Origin of the sequence: Litoreibacter roseus (assembly GCF_009811795.1) — a bacterium.
GTDB classification, from domain to species: domain Bacteria; phylum Pseudomonadota; class Alphaproteobacteria; order Rhodobacterales; family Rhodobacteraceae; genus Litoreibacter; species Litoreibacter roseus.
The window spans coordinates 446,466-469,856 of sequence record NZ_BLJE01000002.1 but is presented as its reverse complement, the minus strand read 5'-3'; the positions used below and the strand labels follow the sequence as shown (position 1 = coordinate 469,856).

Here is a 23,391-nt window from a genome sequence, read left to right as displayed (position 1 = left end):
CCGCGCGGGTAATCCACGCGGCACCTTCCAGTTCTTTATTCGGCAGGCTGAACCGTTTCCAAACCGGCTCGCTCACGGCGACCATCGTTATAGATCGCCTTCACCAGCGACACGCACATCAGCACCATCACCAGTGAGAAGGGCAACGCGCCGATGACCATCGCGGTCTGGATCGCCTTCAATCCGCCCACCAGCAGCAAAGCTGCGACAACGGCCCCCAACGCGACACCCCAAAAGACAATGTGGGGTCTTGCTTTCGGTCCTTCATCCCCTGCCGCATTGATGGTGTTGACGATCAAAACAGCGGAGTCTGCGGACGTCACAAGATATGTCATCAGCAGAACAACGATCAGGACCGCCATGGCCCACCCGAGGAACGGCGAAAGCATGTATTGGACCATCGCGAAGATCTTGTCCCCGTCTGGTGCGCCCGTAATCACGCCATTCGCGCCGCCATTCAGCTCTAGATCAATCGCGGTGCCGCCGGCCCATGTGAACCAAACGAAGCACATAAGCGATGGGACGATCATCGCGCCCAACACGAATTCCCGAATGGACCGACCTCTGGAAATCCGTGCGAGAAAGAGTCCGACGAACGGTGCAAATGCAACCCACCAAGCCCAGTAGAAAACGGACCATGCGCCCTGCCACCCGGCGAGGTTAGAGGCGACGCTTCCTTCAACACCATCGGTGCGCCAGACACGGAACATCATATCAGGCATCGCGATCAGATAGTCCCAGACACCCACAATCAGGGCCTGCAAACCGAAGAACGTCGAACCGAACAGCAGGAAGAACGCCAAAAGAAAGATGCTGAGCGCCATGTTGATGTTAGAGAGCCACTTGATGCCCTTGCCGACACCGGACAGCGCCGACAGGGTTGAGGCACCCATGATGATCACGATGGCCACGATGATCCCAAGCGAGTTTGCCGTGCCGTCTTCGCCGATCAAGCCGCCTATGCCGATCCGCGCAAGGCCAGCCACGAATTGCTCGACACCGAACCCCAGCGTTTGCGCAACGCCCAAGATCGTCGCGACAACCGCAACGATGTCAATAACGTGGCCCAAACCACCCGAAAGCGATTTGCCGAATAACGGTGTCAAGGACGACCGGATCGTCAGCGGCAACCCCCGCCGATAGCTAAAGAAGGCCAGCGACAGACCCGCAATAGCATAGCAGGCCCAAGCGCCGAGACCCCAGTGCAAGAAGGACCATTTGTAAGCCATGCGTATGTTGTCCGCCGTGCCGCCATTGGTAAGGCCTTGGATCACCTCGGGGTTGTTGTTGAAATGGTAGACCGGTTCCGCAACGGCCCATGTCAGCATTCCGACGCCAATCCCGGCGCCGAACATCATCGAAAACCATGAAAAATTGGAGAATTCGGGCTTTTCGCCGGGTTGCCCAAGATTCAAGCGACCTGCCGTGGGCCAAAGGGCCAGAAGCACGCAGATCAGAACGAAAAGCGCCACCACCCAGATATACCAGGTCGCGAAATTTGCGAGGATGAATGAATTAAAGGAATTGAGGACCCCGCCCGCCTGATCCGGGAAGGCAACGGCCCAAAGGACCAGTCCGCCGATTAAGAGCTTAGAGGTTACAGTTACGTTCTTGCTGAACCCTGCATAAAACCCTTGAGCAGCGGTTTTAATGGGCAGGTCCATAATTGCTGGCTTTATGGCCATAGTAGTCTCCCTGTTTTTTTGTCTGCTGGTCCTCCGGTGCAGGCATGGAATGCCGGTCCGAGCATCGGAGGCGCAGTTGCGGGCCTGCGTTTTTCTCCGCTTTGGGATCATTGTTTGCCAAGGCAAGCCCACCGACCTCAGCGTTGCAGATGAATTCTGGTTTGATAACAGGGAACCTTTGGACCTATGGTTTCATAAAAAGGAAACATTTGGATGGCGAAACGCGCGATCCTGAAAAGTCTGGGAAACGTGGATATTCGGCTTGTCCGCGTGTTCGTGGCGGTTGCCGAGTGCGGCGGGTTGGCCGCCTCTGAACCTGAGCTGAACATCGGACGCTCAACGATTTCTAAGCACATCGCTGATCTTGAAATGCGGATGGGTCTCAAACTTTGTAATCGGGGTCCCGCCGGGTTTTCATTGACCCCGGAAGGTGAGCAGGTGCTGGCGTCGGCCAGACGGCTGTTGAATTCCATCGACCTGTTCCAATCAGAGGTCGACAACATTCACGAAAATCTGACCGGCACTTTACGACTTGGTCTGTTTGATCAATCGACCACAAACCCCAATGCGCAGATCCACAAGGCGATCCAAGCCTATGACGAACTGGCACCCGACGTACTTTTGGATGTTTCAGTCGAGCCGCCAAACATCATTGAGGCCCGTATTGTCGAAGGTACACTTGATTTGGGCATCGTGCCGGTTCACCGTCCATCCCCATCGCTCCGCTACCGGGACCTCTACAGGGAACATATGACGCTTTATTGTGGCGAAGGGCATCCGCTGTTTTCTGATGATGGTGCCACGATAGATGTCGCCCGCCATAAGTACGCGGGCTTCGGGTTCAACTCGCCCAATATGACGGCCGGGCAAAGCCTCGGGCTCCGACGTGCGGCCCGAGTACAGGACGAGGAAGCACTGTCGCTGCTGATCCAGTCCGGCGCTTATCTTGGCTTTCTCGCCGATCACTCCGCCGCCCCGTTCGTGGCAGCCGGGAAGGTGAAGCCGGTTGATCCTGAGAACAGCCGATACGTGAGCATGTTCGCGGCGATCACCCGAAAGCATCCGGAACCGGATCGCAAAACGATCCGGTTCCTGAACTGTCTAACGCAAGCACATGGTGTCCGCTGACAAAGCAGAACAGATGAAGGTCATCCGAGATGATGCACTTCTGGCACGCCGTAGACCGGCGTATCGATCCCTTCCATCCGCGCTTTGAGTTGAAGAGACAGGAACTGAGAGTAGTGCCGCGACTGGTGCAGATTACCACCATGAAACCACAGCCCATCCTGCCGGGTAGGTTTCCACATATTGCGCTGCTCGCCCTCCCAAGGTCCGGGGTCTTTGGTGGTGTTCGATCCCAGTCCCCAGCACTTACCAACTTTGTCAGCTACATCCTGTCCGATCAAATCTGCCGCCCAGCCATTCATTGACCCATAGCCTGTCGCATAGACAATCAGGTCCGCATCAAGTTTTGTGCCATCTTCAAGGATCACACCATCCTCAACGATTTCCGTCACTTGCCCATGGGCCAGCTTTATCTTGCCGTCGATAATCAATTGACTGGCACCGACGTCGATGTAGTACCCCGACCCGCGCCGCAGGTACTTCATGAACAGCCCGGAATTATCGTCGCCCCAGTCCATCTGAAACCCGGCCTTTTCAAGCCCGTCGTAAAAGTCCTGATCCCTCTCTTTCATCTGCTGATACAGCGGAATCTGGAACTCGTGGAGGATCCGGTAGGGCAGTGACGCAAAGATCATATCGGCCTTGTTCGTCGTCATTCCCGCCTGCACAGCCTCCTCGGAGTAGAGTGCGCCCAGACCGATATCCATCAACGTATCAGACCGCACGATATGCGTGGTACTACGCTGAACCATTGTCACGTCGACATCATTTTCCCAAAGCGCCGCGCAGATATCGTGGGCTGAGTTGTTGGATCCAATTACAACAGCCTTCTTGCCTTTATAAGCATCGGGCCCGGGGTGCTGGGACGAGTGATGCTGGTCACCTTTGAACCTGTCAGCGCCCGGAATGTCAGGCACATTTGCCTTGCCGGACATGCCTGTCGCCAGCACCAGCTGCTTGGGTTTTAAGGTGACTTCTTCGCCGCCGCGATCCACGACAATCGTCCATTCGCCATTGGCTTCGTCATAATTGGCTGATTTGCAGGTTGTCTCGGTCCAGTAGTTAAGCTCCATCACTTTCGTGTACATTTCGAGCCAGTCACCCAGCTTGTCTTTCGGTGAAAAGATCGGCCAGTTGGGCGGGAACGGCAGGTAGGGCAAATGATCGTACCAAACCGGATCATGCAGGCAGAGTGACTTATACCGGTTGCGCCAGCTGTCGCCGGGGCGTTCATTCTTCTCGACGATGATTGTAGGCACACCGAGCTGGCGAAGCCGCGCGCCCAATGCAATTCCACCCTGCCCACCGCCAACGATCACGACATAAGGTTGTTTGGTATAGCCCAACTGCCGAAGTTCCGCGTCCCGTTCTTCTTTCCAACTGGGACGGTTCTTTCCCGCGCCGTGTTTTGCGCCAAGGGGTCGATCGACGCCCGCGGGCTCTTCATGGCCCTTCAGTTCCACCATCGATGTCAGAAGCGTCCAGATCTTGCCGTCGCGCAATCTGACGAGGCCGTAGCCGCGTGCGACATTTGTCTCGAAGCTGATCCAGGCCGTCGTGATCCCGTCTTCCTCGGTCGCGATTTCCCCATCCGCCAGTTGCCACGCCGTTGGTTTGGTTTTGGCCAGTTGGTTCTGCAGCATGTCTGCCACTTCTTCTCGGCCTTCAACGGTCTTGATGTTCCATGTGAACGTCACGAGATCGCGCCAGTAACAGTCTTCAGCAAACATATCGACGGCAGCGTCGATGTCCTCTCGTTCCAGTGCTTGCCCAAAGGTATCAAGAAAGCTGCGGACGGTATCATCTGTTGTCGTGTCGAGCATAATATGTCCTCCCTTAACCATGCTGCCGCTTCAGGATTGCGCCGCAGACATGGTTTCACCAAGCTTTTTCCGATTAAATTTGGGAGGGAAGCGGATCATCGCCCGCATCAAGCCCCCCCGAAATTCTGGATGATCCTTGGAATGTGAGGACCTTTGGCGTCAGCTACCGGGCGTGTCGCGCACGAAGGCGTTGCCGCGCTGCGCGGTCGCATTGAAGGTCATTCCGTCAACTTTCCAACCCGCATCGGTCTGGACAAAGCTATGCTCATAGGTACCCCAGACTTCCCACAGATCGTTGCCGCCGTTCTCTTCCAGCGCACCGCGTTCCATCCGGTTCCACGCATATCCATGGCTGTGCATCACAGCGCTGTCTTCGCTAGTGAAAACGACATCATGGTTGCCACGCAGGTGGAAGGACGTCTTTTCCGCAGACAGATTGCCAGACCATCCCGCAATCAAGGCGTCGGCGGGAATTGTTGCGGGCTCGCCCCCAACAAGGGATGTGAAATCGACATCAATCGTGTCGGTGAAATAGCTGCGCGCGACGTCCCAGTTCTTTGCATCCACCGCCGAGTCGATGGCATTTGCGATCCGGGTCATCTCTGCGACCTCTAAAAGCGTTTCCGCCGTGATCGGCTCGCTTGGCTCAAATGCGTTGGCCACGGCGGCGCTAAGGGCAAAGAACCCAACGGCAACGGCGGATGTCATAGCGAAGGTTGAGGTCAGGGCGTTCATCGTCATCTCCAGTTCGTGTTCAAGTTCTGATGAGTTTGAAGATAGGCAGGCTATCCGTGAAGAGATTGAACAAGACACGTTGATTTTTGAATATTCTTGCTCGGCATCCAATCCTTGCGGGCGAGCTCTCTTGGCGGCAGCCCTTTCTGCCTTTTTCACCTCACCGGATACTGACATGCTTCCCCCGGACCACTTGGGAAAGCTTCACATGCAAAACATTGACGCCGCTCGACATCCGGAAATTCGCGCCGAGGTCGCAAAGCTATGCCGGAAGTTCGATGGCACGTACTGGCGCGATCTCGATCGGCACATGGCTTATCCTACTGCATTCGTTGATGCGCTGACGACCGCAGGCTACCTCTCGGTTCTGATTCCAGAAGAGTTCGGCGGTGCAGGCCTTCCGCTGGGGGCGGCTGCGGCGATCTTGCAGGAAATCCATCTGCAAGGGTGCAACGGTGGTGCCTGCCACGCACAGATGTACATTATGGGAACGCTCTTGCGCCACGGCAGCCCGGCACAGAAGGCGAAGTACCTGCCAGAGATTGCCAGCGGGTCACAGCGTCTTCAGGCTTTCGGCGTGACGGAGCCCACAAGCGGCACGGACACGACGTCAATCAAGACAGTCGCGGCCCGCGAAGGCGACACGTACATCATCAATGGTCAAAAGGTCTGGACAAGCCGCGCGGAGCATTCAGATCTGATGCTGTTGCTGGCGCGGACGACGCCTAAAGATAAGGTTGAAAAGCGCACAGAGGGTCTGTCGGTCTTCATCGTGGATATGACCGATGCCAAACGAAATGGTCTGACGATCAAGCCCATCCGCACCATGATGAATCACTCGACCACCGAAGTATTTTTCGACAACGTCCGCGTTCCGGCCGAAAATCTGGTGGGCGAGGTCGGCAAAGGGTTTCGTTACATCCTGTCCGGCATGAACGCGGAGCGGATCCTGATCGCATCCGAATGCATCGGCGACGCCAAATGGTTTATTGACCGCGCGCGCAACTACGCCAAGGACCGTACTGTTTTTGGGCGCGCCATTGGTCAAAATCAAGGGGTCCAGTTCCCGATCGCGAAAGCCTACGCAAACATGCGGGCGGCTGAATTGGTCGTAGAGCGCGCGATTGATCAGTTCGAGGCGGACGAAGACTGTGGTGAGATGGCCAATATGGCAAAGATGCTGGCCGCCGACGCCGCGTGGGAGGCGGCGAATGTCTGCATCCAGACCCATGGTGGGTTCGGTTTTGCAGAAGAGTACGACATCGAACGCAAATTCCGCGAGACGCGCCTCTATCAAGTTGCTCCGATCTCGACGAACTTGATCCTGTCCTACCTTGCCGAACATGTGCTTGATCTACCGAGGTCCTACTGATGGAAGACGACACCCCCCTCACAGGTCTTACCGTGGTCTCAATCGAGCAAGCCGTGGCGGCGCCACTTTGTACCGCCCGCCTTGCAGACGCCGGTGCGCGGGTTATCAAGATCGAGCGGCCCCAAGGAGAAACGGCCCGTCATTATGATGCGGTTGTTCACGGGGCGAGCGCCTACTTCGTCTGGCTCAATCGCGGGAAAGAGAGCGCGGTTCTTAATCTGAAAGACGCGGCAGATTTGGAACTCCTGCGCCGAATGTTGGCGAAAGCGGATGTCTTGGTGCAAAATCTCGTCCCTGGCGCGTTTGGTCGGTTGGGACTGACACCAGAGACCGTGCTGGCGCTCAACCCGCGACTGATCATGCTGTCCATCGTGGGCTATGGACAGGACACCGATTACGCAGACATGCGGGCCTATGATATGCTGATACAGGCGGAAAGCGGTCTATGCGCAATCACCGGAACCGACGATACCCCCAGCAAGACCGGTGCATCCGTTGCTGATATTGCCACTGGGATGACGGCGCACGCCGCTATTTTAGAGGCACTGATACAGCGCGGCATCACGGGTAAGGGCAAATCCATCGAGGTGTCGATGTTTGATTGTCTCGCAGATTGGATGAATGTTCCACTCCTGCACTTCGAACAGGCCGGATTAATTTGGGGTCGCAACGGGCTGCAGCATGCCTCGATCTACCCGTATCGATCTTTCAAATGTGCCGACGGCGATGTCATGGTGGCGGTTCAGACCGCCGATGAATGGGTACGACTGTGCCGCGACGTATTGGAAAGGCCCGCGCTTGCCGCTGATGACCGGTTCGATACGAACCCGAAACGATCGAAAAACCGCAGCATTCTAGACCCGGAGATGGAGCCTGTCTTTGCCAGCCTGACACAGTCCGAAGCCATTGCGCGTCTCGACCGGGCCGGTCTAGCCTTTGGCCGTGTCTGCGGAGTTCCCGATCTAAGCGCTCACCCGTCCCTGCGCCGGATCGAAGGTGTTGCGAATGGACAAGTCTATTCCATGGCCGCGCCCCCGCTTCATCCGAAAAGTGCGCCTGCACCCATACCAGATATCGGTGAGCAGACGGACAAGATTCGCACGGAATTCTCCTGACCAAGTAGATGCGGGATTGGTCAAATAGCTTCGCCTCTGGCGACGGCTTCTGCGACCTCAGCAATATCTGCATCGCTGAGCCCGTACTCCGCTGCCGCCGCTTCAGCCGAGATATAGCCGCGCGCCAGGTCGCGCTTGATCGACTCCACCGGTCGATCAGCCGGATCGCCGTAGCCCGCGCCGCCTGGGAACGCCATCATGACCCGCCTGCCGTGCGGGACAAATTGCTTGCCCTTCCCGTTCATTGGCGTTCCGTCGTCCTGTTCAATCGTAGTGGGTGCACCGTGATGCCCGCCCCGTCGTCCGCGCGCGGGATGATCGATCCGGTCGAACATGGCCTGAATGTCGAACTCATGCCCGTCCCGCGCGCCAACTTCCATATACTGCCCGAGTCCACCCCGCTGCTTGCCGGCACCGCCCGAGTTTTGGCGCAACTCCTTGCGCCAGATGATCACGGGGCCCGCATGCTCGGTCGCCTCGATAGGCATTGTCATGACACCCGACGGAAACGCCGTGGCGTTCAAACCGTCGTAGTCCGGGCGCGCACCAGATCCGCCCGAATTAAATGTCAGAACCTCGGACCGGACCGCATCCGCGGGGGCGGGCTTGTCCGTTCGCGGGCGTAGAGAAACCTGAAAATTGCACAGACACCCTGCGCCTTCTGCAGGCACGATACCCGGCAGGATCTTGTCCAGCGCGTTGTAGACCGTATCCGGCACGAAATGCCCGATGATATGCCGCAGCGCGACCGGGGCGGGATGTAACGCGTTGATGATTGTGTTTTCCGGCGCAGTGATCTCAAACGGCGCGAGAGAGGCCGCATTGTTCGGAATATCCGGTGCTATGGCGCATTTTAGGGCGTAGCAGGCATAGGCCTTCGCGTAGACCAACGGGCAGTTTATACCCTTCTTGTCGACCCCGGAGGATCCTGCGAAATCCGATATGATCCGGTCTTCTTTTATGGTCAGCTTGACCTTGAGAGTGATAGGCGCCGAAAACCCGTCCACGGTCATCTCGCCCGTCGCTTCTGTTTGGGGCAGGTTCGCGATCCGCTCCAGCGTCGCCCGGCAGGAATTCTCGAGGATGTAGTTTGCGATGTCGTCGAGGTCATCCAATGCGAACTCTTCCATCATATCCGTCAGCCGCCGGTGCCCGATCTCGTTGCATGTAGCCAACGCGTAGATGTCGCCGATCAGTTGATCGGGTTCCCGCACATTGCCGCGAATGATCCGAACAAGCGTCTGATCCACTTGGCCGCCTGCGGCAAATTTCATGATCGGAATGTAGAGCCCTTCTTCGTAGACGCTCGCCGCATCCGCACCGAACCCGCGACCGCCGATGTCGACGATATGCGCGGTGCAGGCGAAGAAACCGACCAACATCCCGCCCCTGAAGGACGGCGTGACCATTGTGATGTCGTGTAGATGGCCTGTCCCCTCCCACGGGTCGTTGGTGATGTAGATATCACCCTCGAAGATATTCTGACGACCGATCCTACGAATGAAATGTGCGACCGCATCGGCCATCGCGTTCACATGCCCGGGGGTGCCGGTCACAGCCTGCGCCAGCATATTGCCATGCGTGTCATAAACGCCCGCAGACAAGTCGCCCGCTTCACGCACGGATGTCGAAAAGGCGGTGCGCACCAATGCCTGGGCCTGTTCCTCAACGACTGAGATCAAGCGGTTCCACATGACTTGATAGGCAACATTCGAGTGCGTTCGGCTCATCGCTGCTCCCCCTTCGTCACCAGATCAATGCATCCATCGGGCTGGCAGATTGCGGTGCGGCTGTCTGGCACGATGATCGTTGTTTCAGCCTCAACGATTGCCGCAGGGCCGTCTGTGGTCTGTCCGCTGTCCATGGTGTTTCGGTCAACGACCTTGGCCGATTGGAACTCCGCACGGGCCGGATCGAACACCTTTCGTGTTCCCACACCGGGCGCAGATTCCCGGCTCTTGGCGTCGGCCACACGCGCCACTTTTTCGGGTGGCGTGGTCGCGTTGACGGACCAGACCGTGATTTCGACATCCAATCCGACGACGGAGCGGCCAAACAACTTCGTGTACTCCGACACAAACAGATCGAAGAACGTGTCTGCGTCCGGATCTGCCGCTTGCCGTTCACTCAGGACTATTGGGATCTCCCACCCTTGCCCGGTGTAGCGCATATAGACTTTGAATTCCGACAAAATCTCGGACGTGTCATCACACCGGCGCACAAATCCGGTTGCCTCCGTCTTTAGATCGGACAGCAGGATCTTGATCTTGTCTGCGTCGAAGTCTGAGAGCTTCATATAGACGGAGCGATTGGCCTCGAAACTAAAGGGCGCCCGTAGAAAGCCGATGGCCGAGCCAACCCCTGCGCCGGGTGGCACCAGAAGGCGATCCACACCCAGCTTTTCGCACAGGCGTCCGGCATGCAACGGCGCGGCGCCCCCAAAGGCAATCATCGTGTAATCGCTCAGATCTTCACCGTTCTCGACCGCATGGACACGGGCGGCATTCGCCATGTTCTCATCGACAACCTCCGCCAACCCAAAGGCTGCGGTGGTTGCATCCATATCAAGTGGATCGCCCAGAACGGATTGCAGCGCGGCCTCGGAGCTGTTGATCTCGAGTTTGATCGAACCACCGGCGAAATTCTCGGGATCCAGTTTTCCGAGTATGAGATCCGCATCGGTGACAGCAGGTCTGTCACCCCCACGACCATAGCATGCTGGACCAGGTTCCGACCCGGCGCTTTCTGGTCCGACCCGGATTTGCCGCAGGCTGTCCACATGGGCCAACGAACCGCCCCCGGCACCAATCTCGACCATATCAATCACGGGGATTGAAATCGGCATACCAGAGCCCTTCTTGAATCGGTATGTGCGCGCAACCTCGAATACGCGACTGGTTTTGGGGGTTTGGTTCTTGATGAGGCAGATCTTGGCGGTTGTCCCGCCCATGTCGAAGGACAGCACCTTATCCAAGCCGTAGCGTGCCGCGATGTTTGCGGCAAAAACGGCACCTCCGGCGGGCCCGGATTCAACAAGCCGCACGGGGAATTCCGCCGCGCTTTCGATCGAAATGATCCCACCGCCAGAATGCATCAGGAAAATGTCGCACGCGATGCCTTCGCCCCGCAGCCGACCCTCAAGTCGGCCCAGATAGGACTTCATCAAAGGCTTGATATAGGCATTTGCAACGACCGTATTGAACCGCTCGTATTCACGCATTTGCGGGCTAACCTCAGAGGACAGCGAGATCATTGCATCAGGCATTTTTTCCGCGATGATCTCTGCGACGAACCGTTCATGGGCGTCGTTGAGGTAGGAGTGGATTAGGCCGATCGCGACGCTCTGGTATCCAGCAGCAGCGATTTCATCGACCACCTCCTCGACCTCGGCCCGGGTGATGCCAAACAGCTCTGTCCCGGTGGCATCGATGCGACCCGGAACGACATAGCGCATCTGGCGAGGCAGAAGTGGCTCGGGCTGTACAAGGTTTAAATCGTATTGCTCAAACCGCGACTCAGTCCGCATCTCAATCACATCGCGGAACCCCTGCGTGGTGATCAAAGCCGTTTTCGCACCGCGCCGCTCAATCAGCGCATTCGTCGCAAGTGTCGTGCCGTGAATGATCTGTTCGATCTGGGATGGCGTGACATCCGCCTTCGCGCAGACCTGATGCATGCCTTCAATGATTGCGTTTTCCGGCGCCGCATAAGTCGTAAGAACCTTCGTTGAAAACGTGACATCGCCGCGTTCCAGAACGATATCGGTGAAGGTCCCGCCAATATCCACACCCATCCGTACGCTGTCTGTCGCCATGGCACCTTCGTTCCCTCAACGCGGAGTCTGACAGCAAGACGGCGAACAATCCAGAATGGACGCCCGGTAATTCAACCCAAGTCCAATATTCGGAAGGGGGATGTGGTGCCGCTGATAGGACTCGAACCTACGACCCCATCATTACGAATGACGTGCTCTACCATCTGAGCTACAGCGGCGTGCTGATCTCTGCATACGTGCTCAAGATCAAGCGATGTTCAGATGCCGCGAAGCGTCTTGGCATGCAAGCCTTTTTTGAGTGCCCCTAGCTTTCTGCCGCTGCTTTCTCAGCGGGTTTGGTGCGCTGCTCAGGCTCCAGCACCACGACATCGGATTCTGCCGTTGCGATGGCCTCAACCTCTTCTGTGCTTGGAGGATCGACCTCATCAGGGTCCTCAATGGACACGTCCTTTGACTTATCTTCCAACGCGCCGACGATCAGGGGCAGCATCTCGACGCCAGCAGGCATAGAGATTTCGCTTTGTGGCGCCTCGGTCCAGCTCAGCGTGTCAAAGCTTTTGCAGTTTTCGCAGGTGGGCGTCCAACCGGGATGAATGTGATGACACTTGTCGCACACCCATTGCTGCCCACGGGAAGCCGTAAGCGCACGCGTCAACCAGCCCTGCACGACGGCGTCGTCCGCGCCTTCACCACGCTCGATTGCGGCCATCAAAGTCAAGGATCGCGCGGTCGGATGCGTCTCTGTCAGCGATCCCATAGAACGGCGAGCAGCCGGAAAATCCTCAGCCGCGATATGAAGCTCAGCGAGCAACATTTGAGTTTCCGGGTCGTTCTCATGGGACCGCGTCAACGTCTTAAACCGCGTGATACGATCATCCGGCGCCTCGTCCGGTTCAATCGCCGCAAATGCCGCCGCGAGATCGGGGTGCGGCGTGATATCCCATGCCTTCTTGATCACGCGTGTGGCGTATTTGGGTTTCTCGTTTTCAATATAGGCCCGGGCTGCCATGACCGCCGCCGGTACCAGATCAGGGGATAAACGGTTTGCCTCGATGGCGGCTTCGCGGGCTTCGATGCTTTGACCTTCTGCCAGAACATCGCGCGCCTCGGACAAGGCCAGAACAGCGTCCCGCCTGCGATGCACATCACGGGGCAGGCTGCCATGTTTCAGTTTCGCTTGTAGCGTCTTGCGCGCGCCACCCCAGTCCTCTTTCTGAGCCTGAAGCTGCAGCAAGACGTCTTGCGTTTCTTCATGCTTCGGCTTTAGCGCGAAGGCTTTTTCGGCAAGCTTGAGGGCGGTGTCCGTGTCCCCCTCGGCCAAGCGCTGTTTCATGATGCCGCGCACGCCGACGAACCGTGTCCGCTCATCCGTCAACAATTGCTTGTAGGTGTCTTGGGCCTTCCGTGTATCGCCTGCAATCTCGGCGGCTTGCGCCGTGATCAAATTCGTCAGTTCAGGACGCTTGAGGTATTTTTCCGCCTTTGAGGCTTTGGCCATCGCAACCTTTGCCTCGCCGGAGGCCAACGCCATCAGGCCGTCGGCCAACGCTTCGAAACCGCGACGTTCCCGATTACGGTCGAAATAACGGGACACGGCGGTTTCGTCTCCGTTCAGGAACCGAAACGTCGCGATGAGGAAGCCAAGCACCTTGAGTGCCAGCCAGAAGGCAATCATCAGCGCTGCGAGCCCCAGCAAGGCCACAAGGGGGCTGAGGGTGAATTCCCGGTTGGCGACCGCGATGCGAACACCGCCGCTGGTTTCCATCAAGAGATTTACGCCAAACGCCAAAAGGGCGACCGCCGCGACGAACAACAGAATTTTAGCGAGAGACCAAACCATACTTATTCCTAATCCGCGCTCAAGGCGTCGTCCAAACTGTTCATCGCAGAAACCGCGTCTACTCGCGCTTGCGCCCTCTGTGCCCAGTCGGACAAGGAGGACCGCCCGCCATCTGGCAGGGCGTCAATTGTTTTCAAAGCAGCGGCCAGATCACCTGCTTTCACTGCGGCTTCGGCGCGCGACAGTACCGCATCAGGGTCGTCCCCTTCTTTTGGGGTCAGTGACCGAGCGCCGAGTTGATCCTGCAGAAACAGACGAAACCTGTCTGTCGGCGCATCGCCAGACGTTTCCCGGATTGATGCGGACAAGGCGGATCGCGCGACATCAGGGAATGTATTCTGCAGAGATTGCTGCGTGGCAACGCCGGTTGACGCCACCGATTGTAACGCTTCTGGCACCTCGACGGCGGGTGCGATCTTGGGCAGAGCGTCCGCGAAGCTATCGCCTGAAGCCAAAGCGTTGCGCACTTCGACAAGTCCGCTGCGCGCCTCGGCCCGCGCCCGGGCGCGCTCGGCTTGAACCTGTTCCTGCTCCGCCTCTGCAATCTGCCCTTGTGCAAAGGCAGTCATCTCATTCAGCTCGTTCTGAACACGGTCGATTTCCCGGCGCTGTTCCAGAAGGACGGCACGCAACTCGGCAGATATTCCCTCGAGGTTGCCGCCCGCTTGAGTGAGGGCGTCGTATTGCGTTTCGATTTCGGACAGGCGCGCGTCCAAGGCAGCTCGTGCTTCACCAGTCTCTGTCAATGCGCTCGACAAATCCGAAATTGATGCGGTCTGACTTTCAAGATCGGCTCTCAAATCTTCGATTGTCGTTTGTTGGGCCGCGATCTGCTGCTCCAGGGCCTCGGTGTCGCCACCCAAATCAAGCGGCCAGCCGTCGGGATACATCTGCGCCGCAATAAACCCAAGAACAGCCGCCACGGCGCCACCGATAAGCATCGGGAAAAATCCACCACCCTTGCTGCTGGGTTCTGTCTTTACAACCGGTGGAACAATAGCTGTAGCTTCCGCTGCGCGCTCAGGTTCATCAGTTTGCTTATCAGATGTCGTGGGTTCTGCGCTCTCATCGGTTCGGGGTGCGTTTTCTTTCGCGTCCGCATCACCCAGCAAAATCACCTCATCCGGCGTGGTAGCATCCTGGGCAGATATCTCACGGGCAACCTCAGGGACGGATGCGCTTTCTGGCTCCGGCGTGTCTACATCACTTGTCGTCTCGGAGATAACTTCAGCGTCCTCGACTTTTGCATTTTCAAGCGGTTTTACAGGCTCGGCGCTGGCCTCGGGCGGTGCCTCAACATCTGACGTTTTTGACGATGCCTTGGAGGACTTAGTCTTTTTCGAAGTTGCCAAGGCCCATTTCCTTTCAATCGGGTCATCGCGCGAAAACGCGACTCTCTCGAGTTCACCCAACGGGACACTATCCTAGGACGTCACCCGCGCTCAAGCGGATGGTTCTGACAGGCCCGTAACGATGCACTGAACCATATGGCGCGCATCCGGTCTGGGGCAAACCCGTACGACGCGGAAAAGATCCGGAGCCATACTTTCGCGGACGGCTTCACTCAGGCAGATCGCAAGCCGATCCGTTCCAACCCCATCTGGAAGTTGGCGACAGAGTTGCTTCGCAGAGCGCGGAGAAAACACTGGCACGACGACAGGTTCCGGGCTGGCGAGCCGTACCAAAGCCTCCGGCGAGAGGACTTGGGCCTTTTGGTCGTAAACAATCCGCTGATCCAGTACGATCCCCTGCGGCTGCAAAAGCGCCGCCAGATCAACCGAGATGTGCCGGCCGCGCGCATAAAGCAGGCGTAGGGACCCCGACGAATGGGACAAGGCGTCTGCAAGCGTGCTGGCCGTCTCAGCAGTCAGCGCGACCTTGAACCCGGCGTTGGCGGCGATTTCAGACGTCCGCTCCCCGACGCAAAACGCCTTCAACGTTTTCGGAATGCCCGCCTCGAGCGCCCCGTGGATTCCGTGTTCCGAGGTAAAGATGACGCCATCCCACTCACCTTTTTGCAGATCTGCGTCGCACAAGACGATCTCGAGCAGCGGTGATATCAGCAGATCAAACGACGCGCTCATTTCTTTCTGTACATCTGATGCCGTTCGACGGGATGCATGAAGCGGTCGGGTCAACAGAAGTGTCTTCATATGCGCGCCGGTGTTGTCTGCCCCATGTCCGGGTGTTACCTGCGCAAGGATGATCACGCAACAGGGCGACATGACCAACAATCTGACTGTGCTGGGACTGGAAAGCAGTTGCGATGATACCGCAGCGGCTGTCGTACGTCGCACCGCAGATGGTGCGGCAGACATCCTGTCATCCGTGGTTTTCGGTCAAGCTGATCTCCACGCTGACTTCGGGGGCGTGGTCCCCGAGATCGCTGCACGGGCACATGCGAGTAAATTGGATGTCGCAGTCAAGCAGGCGCTGACAGAGGCTGACCTTACCCTAAACGCCATAGACGCCATCGCTGTTACGGCGGGACCGGGACTTATCGGGGGTGTGATGTCGGGCGTCATGTGCGCCAAGGGTCTTGCTGCTGGTGCCTCAAAGCCGCTGATCGGCGTAAATCATTTGGCGGGCCATGCCCTCACACCTCGCCTGACGGATCAACTCAACTTCCCCTATCTCGTTTTGCTTGTGTCCGGTGGCCATTGCCAATTGTTGATCGCCCGCAGTGCGACAGAATTCATGCGCCTTGGCGGCACGATCGACGACGCGCCGGGCGAAGCGTTTGACAAGGTCGCAAAGCTGATCGGTGTGTCTCAACCCGGTGGCCCTAACATCGAGCGCGCCGCGAAGACCGGCGATGCGACCCGGTTTCAACTGCCCCGGCCGCTTCTGGACCGGCCCGGTTGCGATATGTCCTTTTCCGGCCTGAAAACGGCTGCTCTGCGCGCACGAGATGCATTGATTGCGGCCCAAGGCGGCCTGCAACCACAAGACCAATGCGATCTTTCCGCAGCCTTTCAATCAGCCGTCGCAGACGTGCTCGTCGAAAAAACAGATCGGGCGATCACAGCTTATCTGGACGTTGGGCCGAGGTCGCCAGCCATCGCGGTTGCCGGGGGCGTCGCAGCAAATATGCAGATCAGACATGCGTTGGAAAACCGTGCGACGGATCGCGGCCTGAGGTTTGTCGCCCCACCCCTTGCGCTTTGTACCGACAACGCCGCCATGATCGCATGGGCCGGTATCGAGCGCTATCAGTTAGGCCTCGTCGACGATCTTACGCTGGCCGCTCGTCCACGCTGGCCGCTCGACACCAAATCGGCAGCGCTGCTCGGATCCGGTAAAAAAGGGGCGAAGGCATGATTTACGTTGCAGGGGCCGGTGCTTTTGGAACTGCTATGGCGGTAACGCAGGCAACAGCGGAGCGACCGGTGACCTTGATGGCGAGGGACAGTCGCCCAATGCAGAAAAGCAGAGAAAGCCCGCGCTTGCCGGGGGTGACCTTGCCAGATACCATTCGCGTGACCGACCTTCTAGAGACCGAACCGGACGACATCCTGCTGCTATGCGTTCCGATGCAAACACTTTCGGACTTTCTGGAGCGTCACCAACCGAAAGCGTCCTTGGTCGCTTGCTGCAAAGGGATTGACCTGAAAACCGGCCACGGTCCAACGAAGATCATGGCGTCTCACGCGAACGGTCCGACAGCAATACTGACTGGGCCGAGTTTTGCGAGCGATATCGCCTCAGGACTGCCGACCGCGCTGACCTTGGCAAGCAGCGATGTGTCCTTCGGTGAGACGCTACAACATGCGCTGTCCACTGACGCGCTGCGACTTTATCTGTCTGATGATCCACGGGGGGCAGAGCTTGGCGGTGCGTTGAAAAACGTGATCGCCATCGCCTGTGGCATTTGCATGGGGGCAAAACTGGGTGAAAGCGCACGGGCCGCGTTGATGACGCGGGGCTTTGCTGAAATGCAGAGGATCGCAGTCGCCTTGGGCGCTTCTACGGAAACACTGGCGGGACTGGCGGGCTTTGGCGATCTGGCGCTGACCTGCACGTCCAGTCAATCGCGCAACTTCAGCTTCGGCTATGCTTTGGGGGCCGGGACCACCCAACCTGATGCAACGACAGAAGGGCGAGCAACATCGCGCGCGGTCGTAAAACTGGCGGCGCAGCATGGGGTAGATATGCCAATCGCCAATGCTGTGGCTGGCATGGTAGAAGGGCGCACCTCTTTGGAAGACGCGCTTGATGCGCTGCTCTCCCGTCCGCTGGGAAAGGAATAAATATGCGTGTGGCACTGATCTGTACCGACAAGCCCGACAGTCTCGATATCAGGAAGGCCAACCGCGAAGCACATCTGAAGCACATCGCCGACAGCGGGATCGTTGAGATGGCGGGACCTCTTCTAAACGACGCAGGAGACATGGCGGGATCACTGCTGATCCTCGAAGTAGAAGAACAGAGCCAAGCGCAAGACTGGGCGGACGCCGATCCCTACGCGAAAGCAGGCCTGTTCCAAGATGTCAGAATACAGGTCTGGAACAAGGTGGTGGGGTGATGCGGTACTGGCTTTTCAAATCTGAACCTTCGACTTGGTCATGGGACGATCAGGTTGCGAAGGGTGACGCTGGCGAGGAATGGGATGGCGTCCGCAACTATCAGGCCCGGAACTTCATGCGCGAGATGTCGCTGGGGGATCACGGATTTTTCTACCATTCCCAAAAAGATCGCGAAATCGTCGGCATTGTAGAAGTCTGCGCCGAGGCGCATCAAGACAGCACAACGGACGATGACAGATGGGACTGCGTAGACATCAAGGCCGTGAAGCCCGTCGAAACCCCGGTCACTTTGGACATGGTCAAAGCGGATCAGCGGCTAGCGGATATGAAGCTTGTCACGAACTCACGTCTATCTGTCCAACCGGTCACGGAAGACGAATGGAAAATTGTCTGCGAGATGGCGGGAATTTAAGGTGGTCGAGTCAGGGTGATGCGCCCGAAGGCGTATCAGAACCGAATATCAACCGCTGAAAAAAAATGGGAGGGTTCCGACCCCCCGGAACCCTCCTCTACCCCACGTGCTAACTGTCGCACCACACGTGTTCTGTAAAATCTGGTTCCGGCCTTCCTGGCCCGATACCGAAGTCATACCCCGACATTTCTCGTTTGGCAAACTCCAAACTCAGACATTTTCTTTTAAAAGCAATGTATTGAGGTTAATCAAATATAAAGAAGGCGCCTCGATCACGTGATGGGCGCCCTCCGGTGTCGGCAGTCGTTTACGCGTAAGCGCTCTCTTTGCCGAAATGCTTTGTCAGCATGTAGTAGACAACCGCGCGGTACTTGTTCCGCTCTGACTTGCCATAGGTCTCGATAACTGAATTGATCGCTTCCATCAGCTGCGGGCCGTCCGACAGACCAAGTTTTTTAATAAGGAAGTTGTTCTTGACGGTCTCAAGCTCTTCTTTGTCGCTGCCCGATACGGTGGACGCGTCCGCATTATAGATCGCTGGACCGCATCCGATCGTCACCTTTGTCAGAAGGTCCATATCAGGCGTCATGCCACATTTGTTCTTCAGATCATCCGCATAACGCTCGATCAGTTCGTCTCTTTTACCCATGGATATCTCCCACCATTAAGAACGGGCACCTGCCCCTCGATCGACCCTTGCAGCAGGGTCTTATGTCATAGGCTAATCGCTAAAGAGGCCTGTGACAAAGAAAAAAGCGGGGAAAAAAGAGGCAAGGTGCATCACCGGCATGTACCCCAACCGCGGGATTGCAGATGGAAATGATCCGCGTGTAACGCGTTGTAGTCGGGCCCGAGCGTCGTTTCGAACCATCGGCAGGCACTGTCTCTGGCATCCTTCAGGAAATTGGCCGCATCCGCCGGTCCGGACCAGTTATCCTTGAGCGTGATCCGTCGCCCGTCTGCAAATTGGAACCCGGAGATGTCGATGGCGTCAGCGGTGGCGTGTGTGCTCATGCGGTTGGATATTCCTGCACCCGTTCGGATCGCCCTGCAATTATAGCTTGAGAAATGCTCAATCCTTGTCAGATCGGTTCCCAAATGGGTCGTTGCCGCAGATTGCAGCGCATGCTGCTCCCACATCGCCATGCGCAACGCGATGGCACATCGGGTCTCTACTGGGGCAATCCAGGCTGCGCCGACACCTGTAAGAGAAACCCGGCCGCGGATATGACACTGCGGCGAGGCTTCCAAGTCCGGCATCGGGCGAAACTGAACACCACCATCCTGTAAAACGGCCTGACAAATTTGCGGGTCACGGGTGGCGGCGCTTAGCTTGTACCCCGTCAAAGGTGTGACCGGATCGCTGATATAGAGCCGCTTCAGAGCGTTCCATTCCCGTGGGATCGGGCTGTCTTCGCGCGCATGCAGATCATAGACGCCATATCCCACAAGCGCCGCGATACAGAGCGCGATCCCCGCGCGCCATATCGCCGTGAGCCAACGCATTCAGACGGTCCGCAAATACCGTTTGGATCAATACCGATAATGTTCAGGCTTGAACGGACCTTCTGCAGCCACACCGATATAATCCGCCTGATCCTTGTCGAGCTTGGTCAGCTTTACGCCAATCCGGCCCAGATGAAGGCGCGCAACCTTTTCATCCAGATGTTTGGGCAGGATGTAGACCTCATTTTTGTATTGCTCGCCTTTGGTCCAAAGCTCAATCTGCGCCAGCACCTGATTGGTGAAGGATGCTGACATCACGAACGATGGGTGACCGGTTGCGTTCCCGAGGTTCAAAAGACGGCCCTCAGAAAGCAGGATGATCCGATTGCCCGACGGCATCTCGATCATATCCACCTGTTCCTTGATATTGGTCCACTTATGGTTCTTCAGCGAGGCCACTTGGATCTCGTTGTCGAAGTGGCCGATGTTACCGACGATGGCCATATCCTTCATCGCGCGCATGTGCTCGATTCGGATCACGTCTTTGTTGCCGGTCGTCGTGATGAAGATATCAGCCTTGTCGACCTCGTCTTCCAGAAGCACAACTTCGAAGCCGTCCATGGCCGCCTGAAGTGCGCAGATCGGGTCGACCTCCGTCACCTTCACGCGGGCACCCGCACCACGCAGCGACGCGGCGGAGCCTTTGCCCACGTCGCCGTAGCCCATCACAACCGCAACCTTGCCCGCCATCATCGTGTCGGTTGCGCGGCGGATGCCGTCGACGAGTGACTCCTTACAGCCGTACTTGTTGTCGAATTTGGATTTGGTAACGCTGTCATTCACGTTGATCGCCGGAAACGGAAGCTGGCCCTTTTTCACCAGATCGTAGAGCCGGTGCACCCCTGTGGTCGTCTCCTCGGACACACCCTTGATCGCGTCACGGGTCTTGGTGAACCAGCCCGGTGTTTCTTCCATGCGTTTCTTGATCTGGGCATGAATGACCTCTTCTTCTTCGGAGGTCGCAACACCCAAGTCCTCGCCCGCCTCGGCCCGCGCGCCGAGCAGAACATAGAGCGTGGCATCGCCCCCGTCGTCGAGGATCAGATTTGCGCCTTCGGGAAATTGGAAAGACCGGTCGAGATAGTCCCAGTGTTCTTCCAACGACTGACCCTTGATCGCAAATACAGGCGTGCCGCCCTCGGCAATTGCAGCCGCCGCGTGGTCTTGGGTCGAGAAGATGTTGCAAGAGGCCCAGCGGACATCAGCGCCCAGCGCGACAAGCGTTTCGATCAGAACGGCCGTCTGGATTGTCATATGCAGCGAACCAACAATACGCGATCCGCTCAGAGGTTTGCTTTTGCCGTATTCCTCCCGCAGGGCCATGAGACCGGGCATCTCCGTCTCGGCAATATCAAGTTCCTTACGGCCATATGCGGCCAGAGCGATATCCTTGACGATGTAATCCTGCGCCATGTGGGCTGCCTCCAAAGGTCAAATGCGTTTTGGGGCAGATAGCACCGCCCCCCGCCCTCGACAATGCGCTATCGGGACATATAACGACGAACTGAACGATATGAGGCAGGCAGGATGAAACCCGCACGCGCGTGGCAACGGATGCTTTCAGGGCGCAGACTGGATCTGTTGGACCCGACGCCTATGGATATCGAATTGGAAGACATCGCCCATGGGCTGGCCTTCGTCGCGCGCTGGAATGGGCAGACATTCGGAGATTTCCCTTATTCGGTGGCCGAACATTCCGTTCTGGTCGAACAGCTTTTCACCGCAGCTCAACCAAAGGCGTCGGTTAAATGGCAGCTGGCCGCACTGCTGCATGATGCGCCAGAATATGTGATCGGTGACATGATCAGTCCGGTGAAATCCGCCGTGGGGCCCGGTTATGCCGAACTCGACAGTCGGCTGACCGCCGCTATCCATTTGCGGTTCGGACTGCCCGCCACGCTTCCGCAAACCATAAAGCGGCAGATCAAGAAAGCGGACCGGATCAGCGCGTGGCTGGAGGCGACCCAGATCGCCGGGTTTTCCATTGAAGAGGCAAACAAATTTTTCGGGACGCCTCCGGACGATTTGGCTTTGCCTGTGGTGCTCAGTCCGCGCCCACCGATGGAGGTAAAGGCAGATTTCATAACGCGCTTTAATCAATTGTCGGAGGCCTTGTTGTGAAGATCAGATTGGGAAACCAGGACGACGTTTCGCAACTCGTCGACATTCTGAATGAGATCATCACAATCGGCGGTACGACGGCTTACCAAAAGCCCGTCTCAGCCTCCTATTTCGACCGTTTGCTGGATGCGCCGGACAGCAAGACCTTTCTGCATGTGGCAGAGCGGGACGGATGCGTGGCAGGCTTCCAGTGGATTGAGCCGCTCGATCCGCCTGACGACCATATCGCCGGCATAGCCACCTTTGCGAAAGTCAGCGGCGTACAGCGCGGTATCGGAAGCGCCTTGTTTGCCAGAACGCGAACTGCGTGTCGCGCCGCGGGATTTACGGAGATCAATGCCACAATCCGCGGCGACAATACGGGTGGCCTCGCCTATTACTCAAAGATGGGTTTCGAAGATCACAGCGTCAGCGCAAACATCCCTCTGGACGACGGGACGCCTGTGGATCGCATTCACAAGCGCTTGGATCTCACCTGACGCTAGGCACTTGATTTGAGCCAGCTTATGAAGGTCTGCGCGCGGGAAGACACGAGGCCGGCGCGGGTCAGAATGTAATAGCCCAGCGACGTTTGCTCGGCTTCATAGACACACACCAGAGTGCCCGCTGCCAGATCCGCTTCGATCAAAGCCCGCGCCTGCATGGTCAGACCGTATCCTGCGCGCGCCGCCGACAGGACAAGCCCGTTTGTCGCGAACTCGGTCACCTGCGTACGTTTCAGATCCAGACCTTCCTCGGCAGCCCAAACACGTTGTTCGTCCCGGCCTGTTTCGAACAACCAAGGGAAGGCGGTCAGATCAGAGATGTGGGCCGGCGCACACTCCCCAATCAGCGCACGTGTTCCGGCGATGATGTAGTTTGCGGGTGCCAAGAAATCGGCCTGGGTACCGGGCCAGTGCCCATGCCCGTATCTGATTGCGAGGTCGAAATCGTCGCGCTGCAGATCCACCAAAGCACCACTTGGGACCAGCGCAAGTTCGATACCAGGATGGGCTGACCAGAAGGCACCGACCCGCGGCATCAACCAGTTTTCGGCGAATGTCGGGGTCAGTGCAATTTTCAACGGGCGCGTTTCTTTTCCCACCCGCAGAGCATGGACGCCTTCGCTGATGGTCTCGAACCCGTGAGACAACGCCGTCGCCAAGGCTTTTCCGTCGGCGGTCAACTCCATGAACTGCCCTTGGCGGAAAACCAACGACCGCCCGAAATAGCTTTCCAGTCCCCGCACGTGCTGCGCAATCGCCGCGTGGGTCACATTCAGGTCACGTGCTGCTGCGCTGAAGCTCGACAGCCTGGCCGTTGCTTCGAACGCGCGCAGGGCCGAAAGGGAGGGGATTTGACGCCAGTCCATAAATT

At 57.5% G+C, this 23,391-nt stretch carries 21 protein-coding genes and 1 tRNA gene; 9 read left to right on the top strand and 13 right to left on the bottom strand.

Annotation, left to right across the window (positions count from 1 at the left end; translation table 11 throughout):
* Positions 1 to 35 precede the first annotated feature (35 nt).
* Positions 36 to 1,685 (bottom strand): BCCT family transporter, encoded by a 1,650-nt coding sequence (locus tag KIN_RS09270; protein ID WP_159806270.1) that lies wholly within the window; start codon positions 1,683 to 1,685, stop codon positions 36 to 38.
* A 213-nt stretch (positions 1,686 to 1,898) separates the two neighbouring features.
* On the opposite strand from KIN_RS09270, the gene KIN_RS09265 reads away from it, so the two are divergent.
* Positions 1,899 to 2,813, top strand: a complete 915-nt coding sequence (locus KIN_RS09265) for a LysR family transcriptional regulator (protein WP_159806268.1) — start codon at positions 1,899 to 1,901, stop codon at positions 2,811 to 2,813.
* A 20-nt stretch (positions 2,814 to 2,833) separates the two neighbouring features.
* Here KIN_RS09265 and KIN_RS09260 read toward each other — a convergent pair whose 3' ends face one another.
* On the bottom strand, positions 2,834 to 4,633 hold the full coding sequence (locus KIN_RS09260) for an NAD(P)/FAD-dependent oxidoreductase (protein WP_159806266.1): 1,800 nt from the start codon (positions 4,631 to 4,633) through the stop codon (positions 2,834 to 2,836).
* A 159-nt stretch (positions 4,634 to 4,792) separates the two neighbouring features.
* Positions 4,793 to 5,368: a nuclear transport factor 2 family protein gene (locus KIN_RS09255; protein WP_243144879.1), complete on the bottom strand. Its 576-nt coding sequence runs from the start codon at positions 5,366 to 5,368 to the stop codon at positions 4,793 to 4,795.
* 208 nt (positions 5,369 to 5,576) lie between these two features.
* Between KIN_RS09255 and KIN_RS09250 the strand changes: the two genes are divergently transcribed.
* Complete coding sequence (locus KIN_RS09250) at positions 5,577 to 6,740, top strand: acyl-CoA dehydrogenase family protein (protein ID WP_159806264.1); 1,164 nt, start codon at positions 5,577 to 5,579, stop codon at positions 6,738 to 6,740.
* Complete coding sequence (locus KIN_RS09245; protein ID WP_159806262.1) at positions 6,740 to 7,855, top strand: CaiB/BaiF CoA transferase family protein; 1,116 nt, start codon at positions 6,740 to 6,742, stop codon at positions 7,853 to 7,855. Before KIN_RS09250 ends, KIN_RS09245 begins: the two co-directional genes overlap by 1 nt.
* 20 nt (positions 7,856 to 7,875) lie before the next feature.
* Here KIN_RS09245 and KIN_RS09240 read toward each other — a convergent pair whose 3' ends face one another.
* From KIN_RS09240 to KIN_RS09215, 6 genes are all read right to left on the bottom strand, one after another.
* Positions 7,876 to 9,585 (bottom strand): hydantoinase B/oxoprolinase family protein, encoded by a 1,710-nt coding sequence (locus KIN_RS09240; RefSeq protein WP_159806260.1) that lies wholly within the window; start codon positions 9,583 to 9,585, stop codon positions 7,876 to 7,878.
* The gene (locus tag KIN_RS09235; RefSeq protein WP_159806258.1) at positions 9,582 to 11,669 is read right to left on the bottom strand and encodes a hydantoinase/oxoprolinase family protein; all 2,088 of its coding nucleotides are present in this window, start codon (positions 11,667 to 11,669) and stop codon (positions 9,582 to 9,584) included. The genes KIN_RS09240 and KIN_RS09235 overlap by 4 nt, the downstream gene beginning before the upstream one ends.
* Before the next feature lie 103 nt (positions 11,670 to 11,772).
* Positions 11,773 to 11,848, bottom strand: a tRNA-Thr gene (locus tag KIN_RS09230).
* 86 nt (positions 11,849 to 11,934) lie between these two features.
* Positions 11,935 to 13,470 (bottom strand): heme biosynthesis protein HemY, encoded by a 1,536-nt coding sequence (locus KIN_RS09225; RefSeq protein ID WP_159806256.1) that lies wholly within the window; start codon positions 13,468 to 13,470, stop codon positions 11,935 to 11,937.
* A gap of 8 nt (positions 13,471 to 13,478) precedes the next feature.
* On the bottom strand, positions 13,479 to 14,822 hold the full coding sequence (locus KIN_RS09220; protein WP_159806254.1) for a COG4223 family protein: 1,344 nt from the start codon (positions 14,820 to 14,822) through the stop codon (positions 13,479 to 13,481).
* A gap of 90 nt (positions 14,823 to 14,912) precedes the next feature.
* Positions 14,913 to 15,623, bottom strand: a complete 711-nt coding sequence (locus KIN_RS09215) for a uroporphyrinogen-III synthase (RefSeq protein WP_159806252.1) — start codon at positions 15,621 to 15,623, stop codon at positions 14,913 to 14,915.
* A gap of 70 nt (positions 15,624 to 15,693) precedes the next feature.
* Here KIN_RS09215 and tsaD point away from each other — a divergent pair, with 70 nt between their 5' ends.
* Genes tsaD through KIN_RS09195 form a run of 4 tightly spaced genes read left to right on the top strand, consistent with a single transcriptional unit; the run spans position 15,694 to position 18,408 of the window.
* Complete coding sequence (gene tsaD / locus KIN_RS09210) at positions 15,694 to 16,791, top strand: tRNA (adenosine(37)-N6)-threonylcarbamoyltransferase complex transferase subunit TsaD (protein ID WP_159806250.1); 1,098 nt, start codon at positions 15,694 to 15,696, stop codon at positions 16,789 to 16,791.
* Positions 16,788 to 17,720 (top strand): NAD(P)H-dependent glycerol-3-phosphate dehydrogenase, encoded by a 933-nt coding sequence (locus tag KIN_RS09205; protein WP_159806248.1) that lies wholly within the window; start codon positions 16,788 to 16,790, stop codon positions 17,718 to 17,720. The genes tsaD and KIN_RS09205 overlap by 4 nt, the downstream gene beginning before the upstream one ends.
* 2 nt (positions 17,721 to 17,722) lie before the next feature.
* Entirely contained in the window at positions 17,723 to 17,995 is a 273-nt protein-coding gene (locus KIN_RS09200) for a YciI family protein (RefSeq protein ID WP_159806246.1), read from the top strand.
* Positions 17,995 to 18,408: an EVE domain-containing protein gene (locus KIN_RS09195; protein WP_159806244.1), complete on the top strand. Its 414-nt coding sequence runs from the start codon at positions 17,995 to 17,997 to the stop codon at positions 18,406 to 18,408. Before KIN_RS09200 ends, KIN_RS09195 begins: the two co-directional genes overlap by 1 nt.
* Before the next feature lie 307 nt (positions 18,409 to 18,715).
* Here KIN_RS09195 and KIN_RS09190 read toward each other — a convergent pair whose 3' ends face one another.
* The 3 genes from KIN_RS09190 to ahcY form a co-directional block, all read right to left on the bottom strand.
* The gene (locus KIN_RS09190; protein ID WP_159806242.1) at positions 18,716 to 19,057 is read right to left on the bottom strand and encodes a DUF2853 family protein; all 342 of its coding nucleotides are present in this window, start codon (positions 19,055 to 19,057) and stop codon (positions 18,716 to 18,718) included.
* 131 nt (positions 19,058 to 19,188) lie between these two features.
* Positions 19,189 to 19,914, bottom strand: coding sequence for an extensin-like domain-containing protein (locus KIN_RS09185; protein ID WP_159806240.1), 726 nt, complete (start codon positions 19,912 to 19,914; stop codon positions 19,189 to 19,191).
* 27 nt (positions 19,915 to 19,941) lie between these two features.
* Positions 19,942 to 21,327 carry an adenosylhomocysteinase gene (gene ahcY, locus KIN_RS09180; protein ID WP_159806238.1) on the bottom strand — a complete coding sequence of 462 codons (1,386 nt, stop codon included), beginning with the start codon at positions 21,325 to 21,327 and terminating at the stop codon, positions 19,942 to 19,944.
* 114 nt (positions 21,328 to 21,441) lie between these two features.
* Between ahcY and KIN_RS09175 the strand changes: the two genes are divergently transcribed.
* A complete protein-coding gene (locus KIN_RS09175) occupies positions 21,442 to 22,035 on the top strand; it encodes an HD domain-containing protein (protein WP_159806236.1) in 594 nt (197 codons plus the stop codon).
* Positions 22,032 to 22,514: a GNAT family N-acetyltransferase gene (locus tag KIN_RS09170; RefSeq protein ID WP_159806234.1), complete on the top strand. Its 483-nt coding sequence runs from the start codon at positions 22,032 to 22,034 to the stop codon at positions 22,512 to 22,514. Before KIN_RS09175 ends, KIN_RS09170 begins: the two co-directional genes overlap by 4 nt.
* Positions 22,515 to 22,516: 2 nt before the next feature.
* Here the strand turns inward: KIN_RS09170 and KIN_RS09165 are convergent, their stop codons facing one another.
* Entirely contained in the window at positions 22,517 to 23,386 is an 870-nt protein-coding gene (locus KIN_RS09165) for a LysR family transcriptional regulator (protein WP_159806232.1), read from the bottom strand.
* Positions 23,387 to 23,391: the final 5 nt, after the last annotated feature.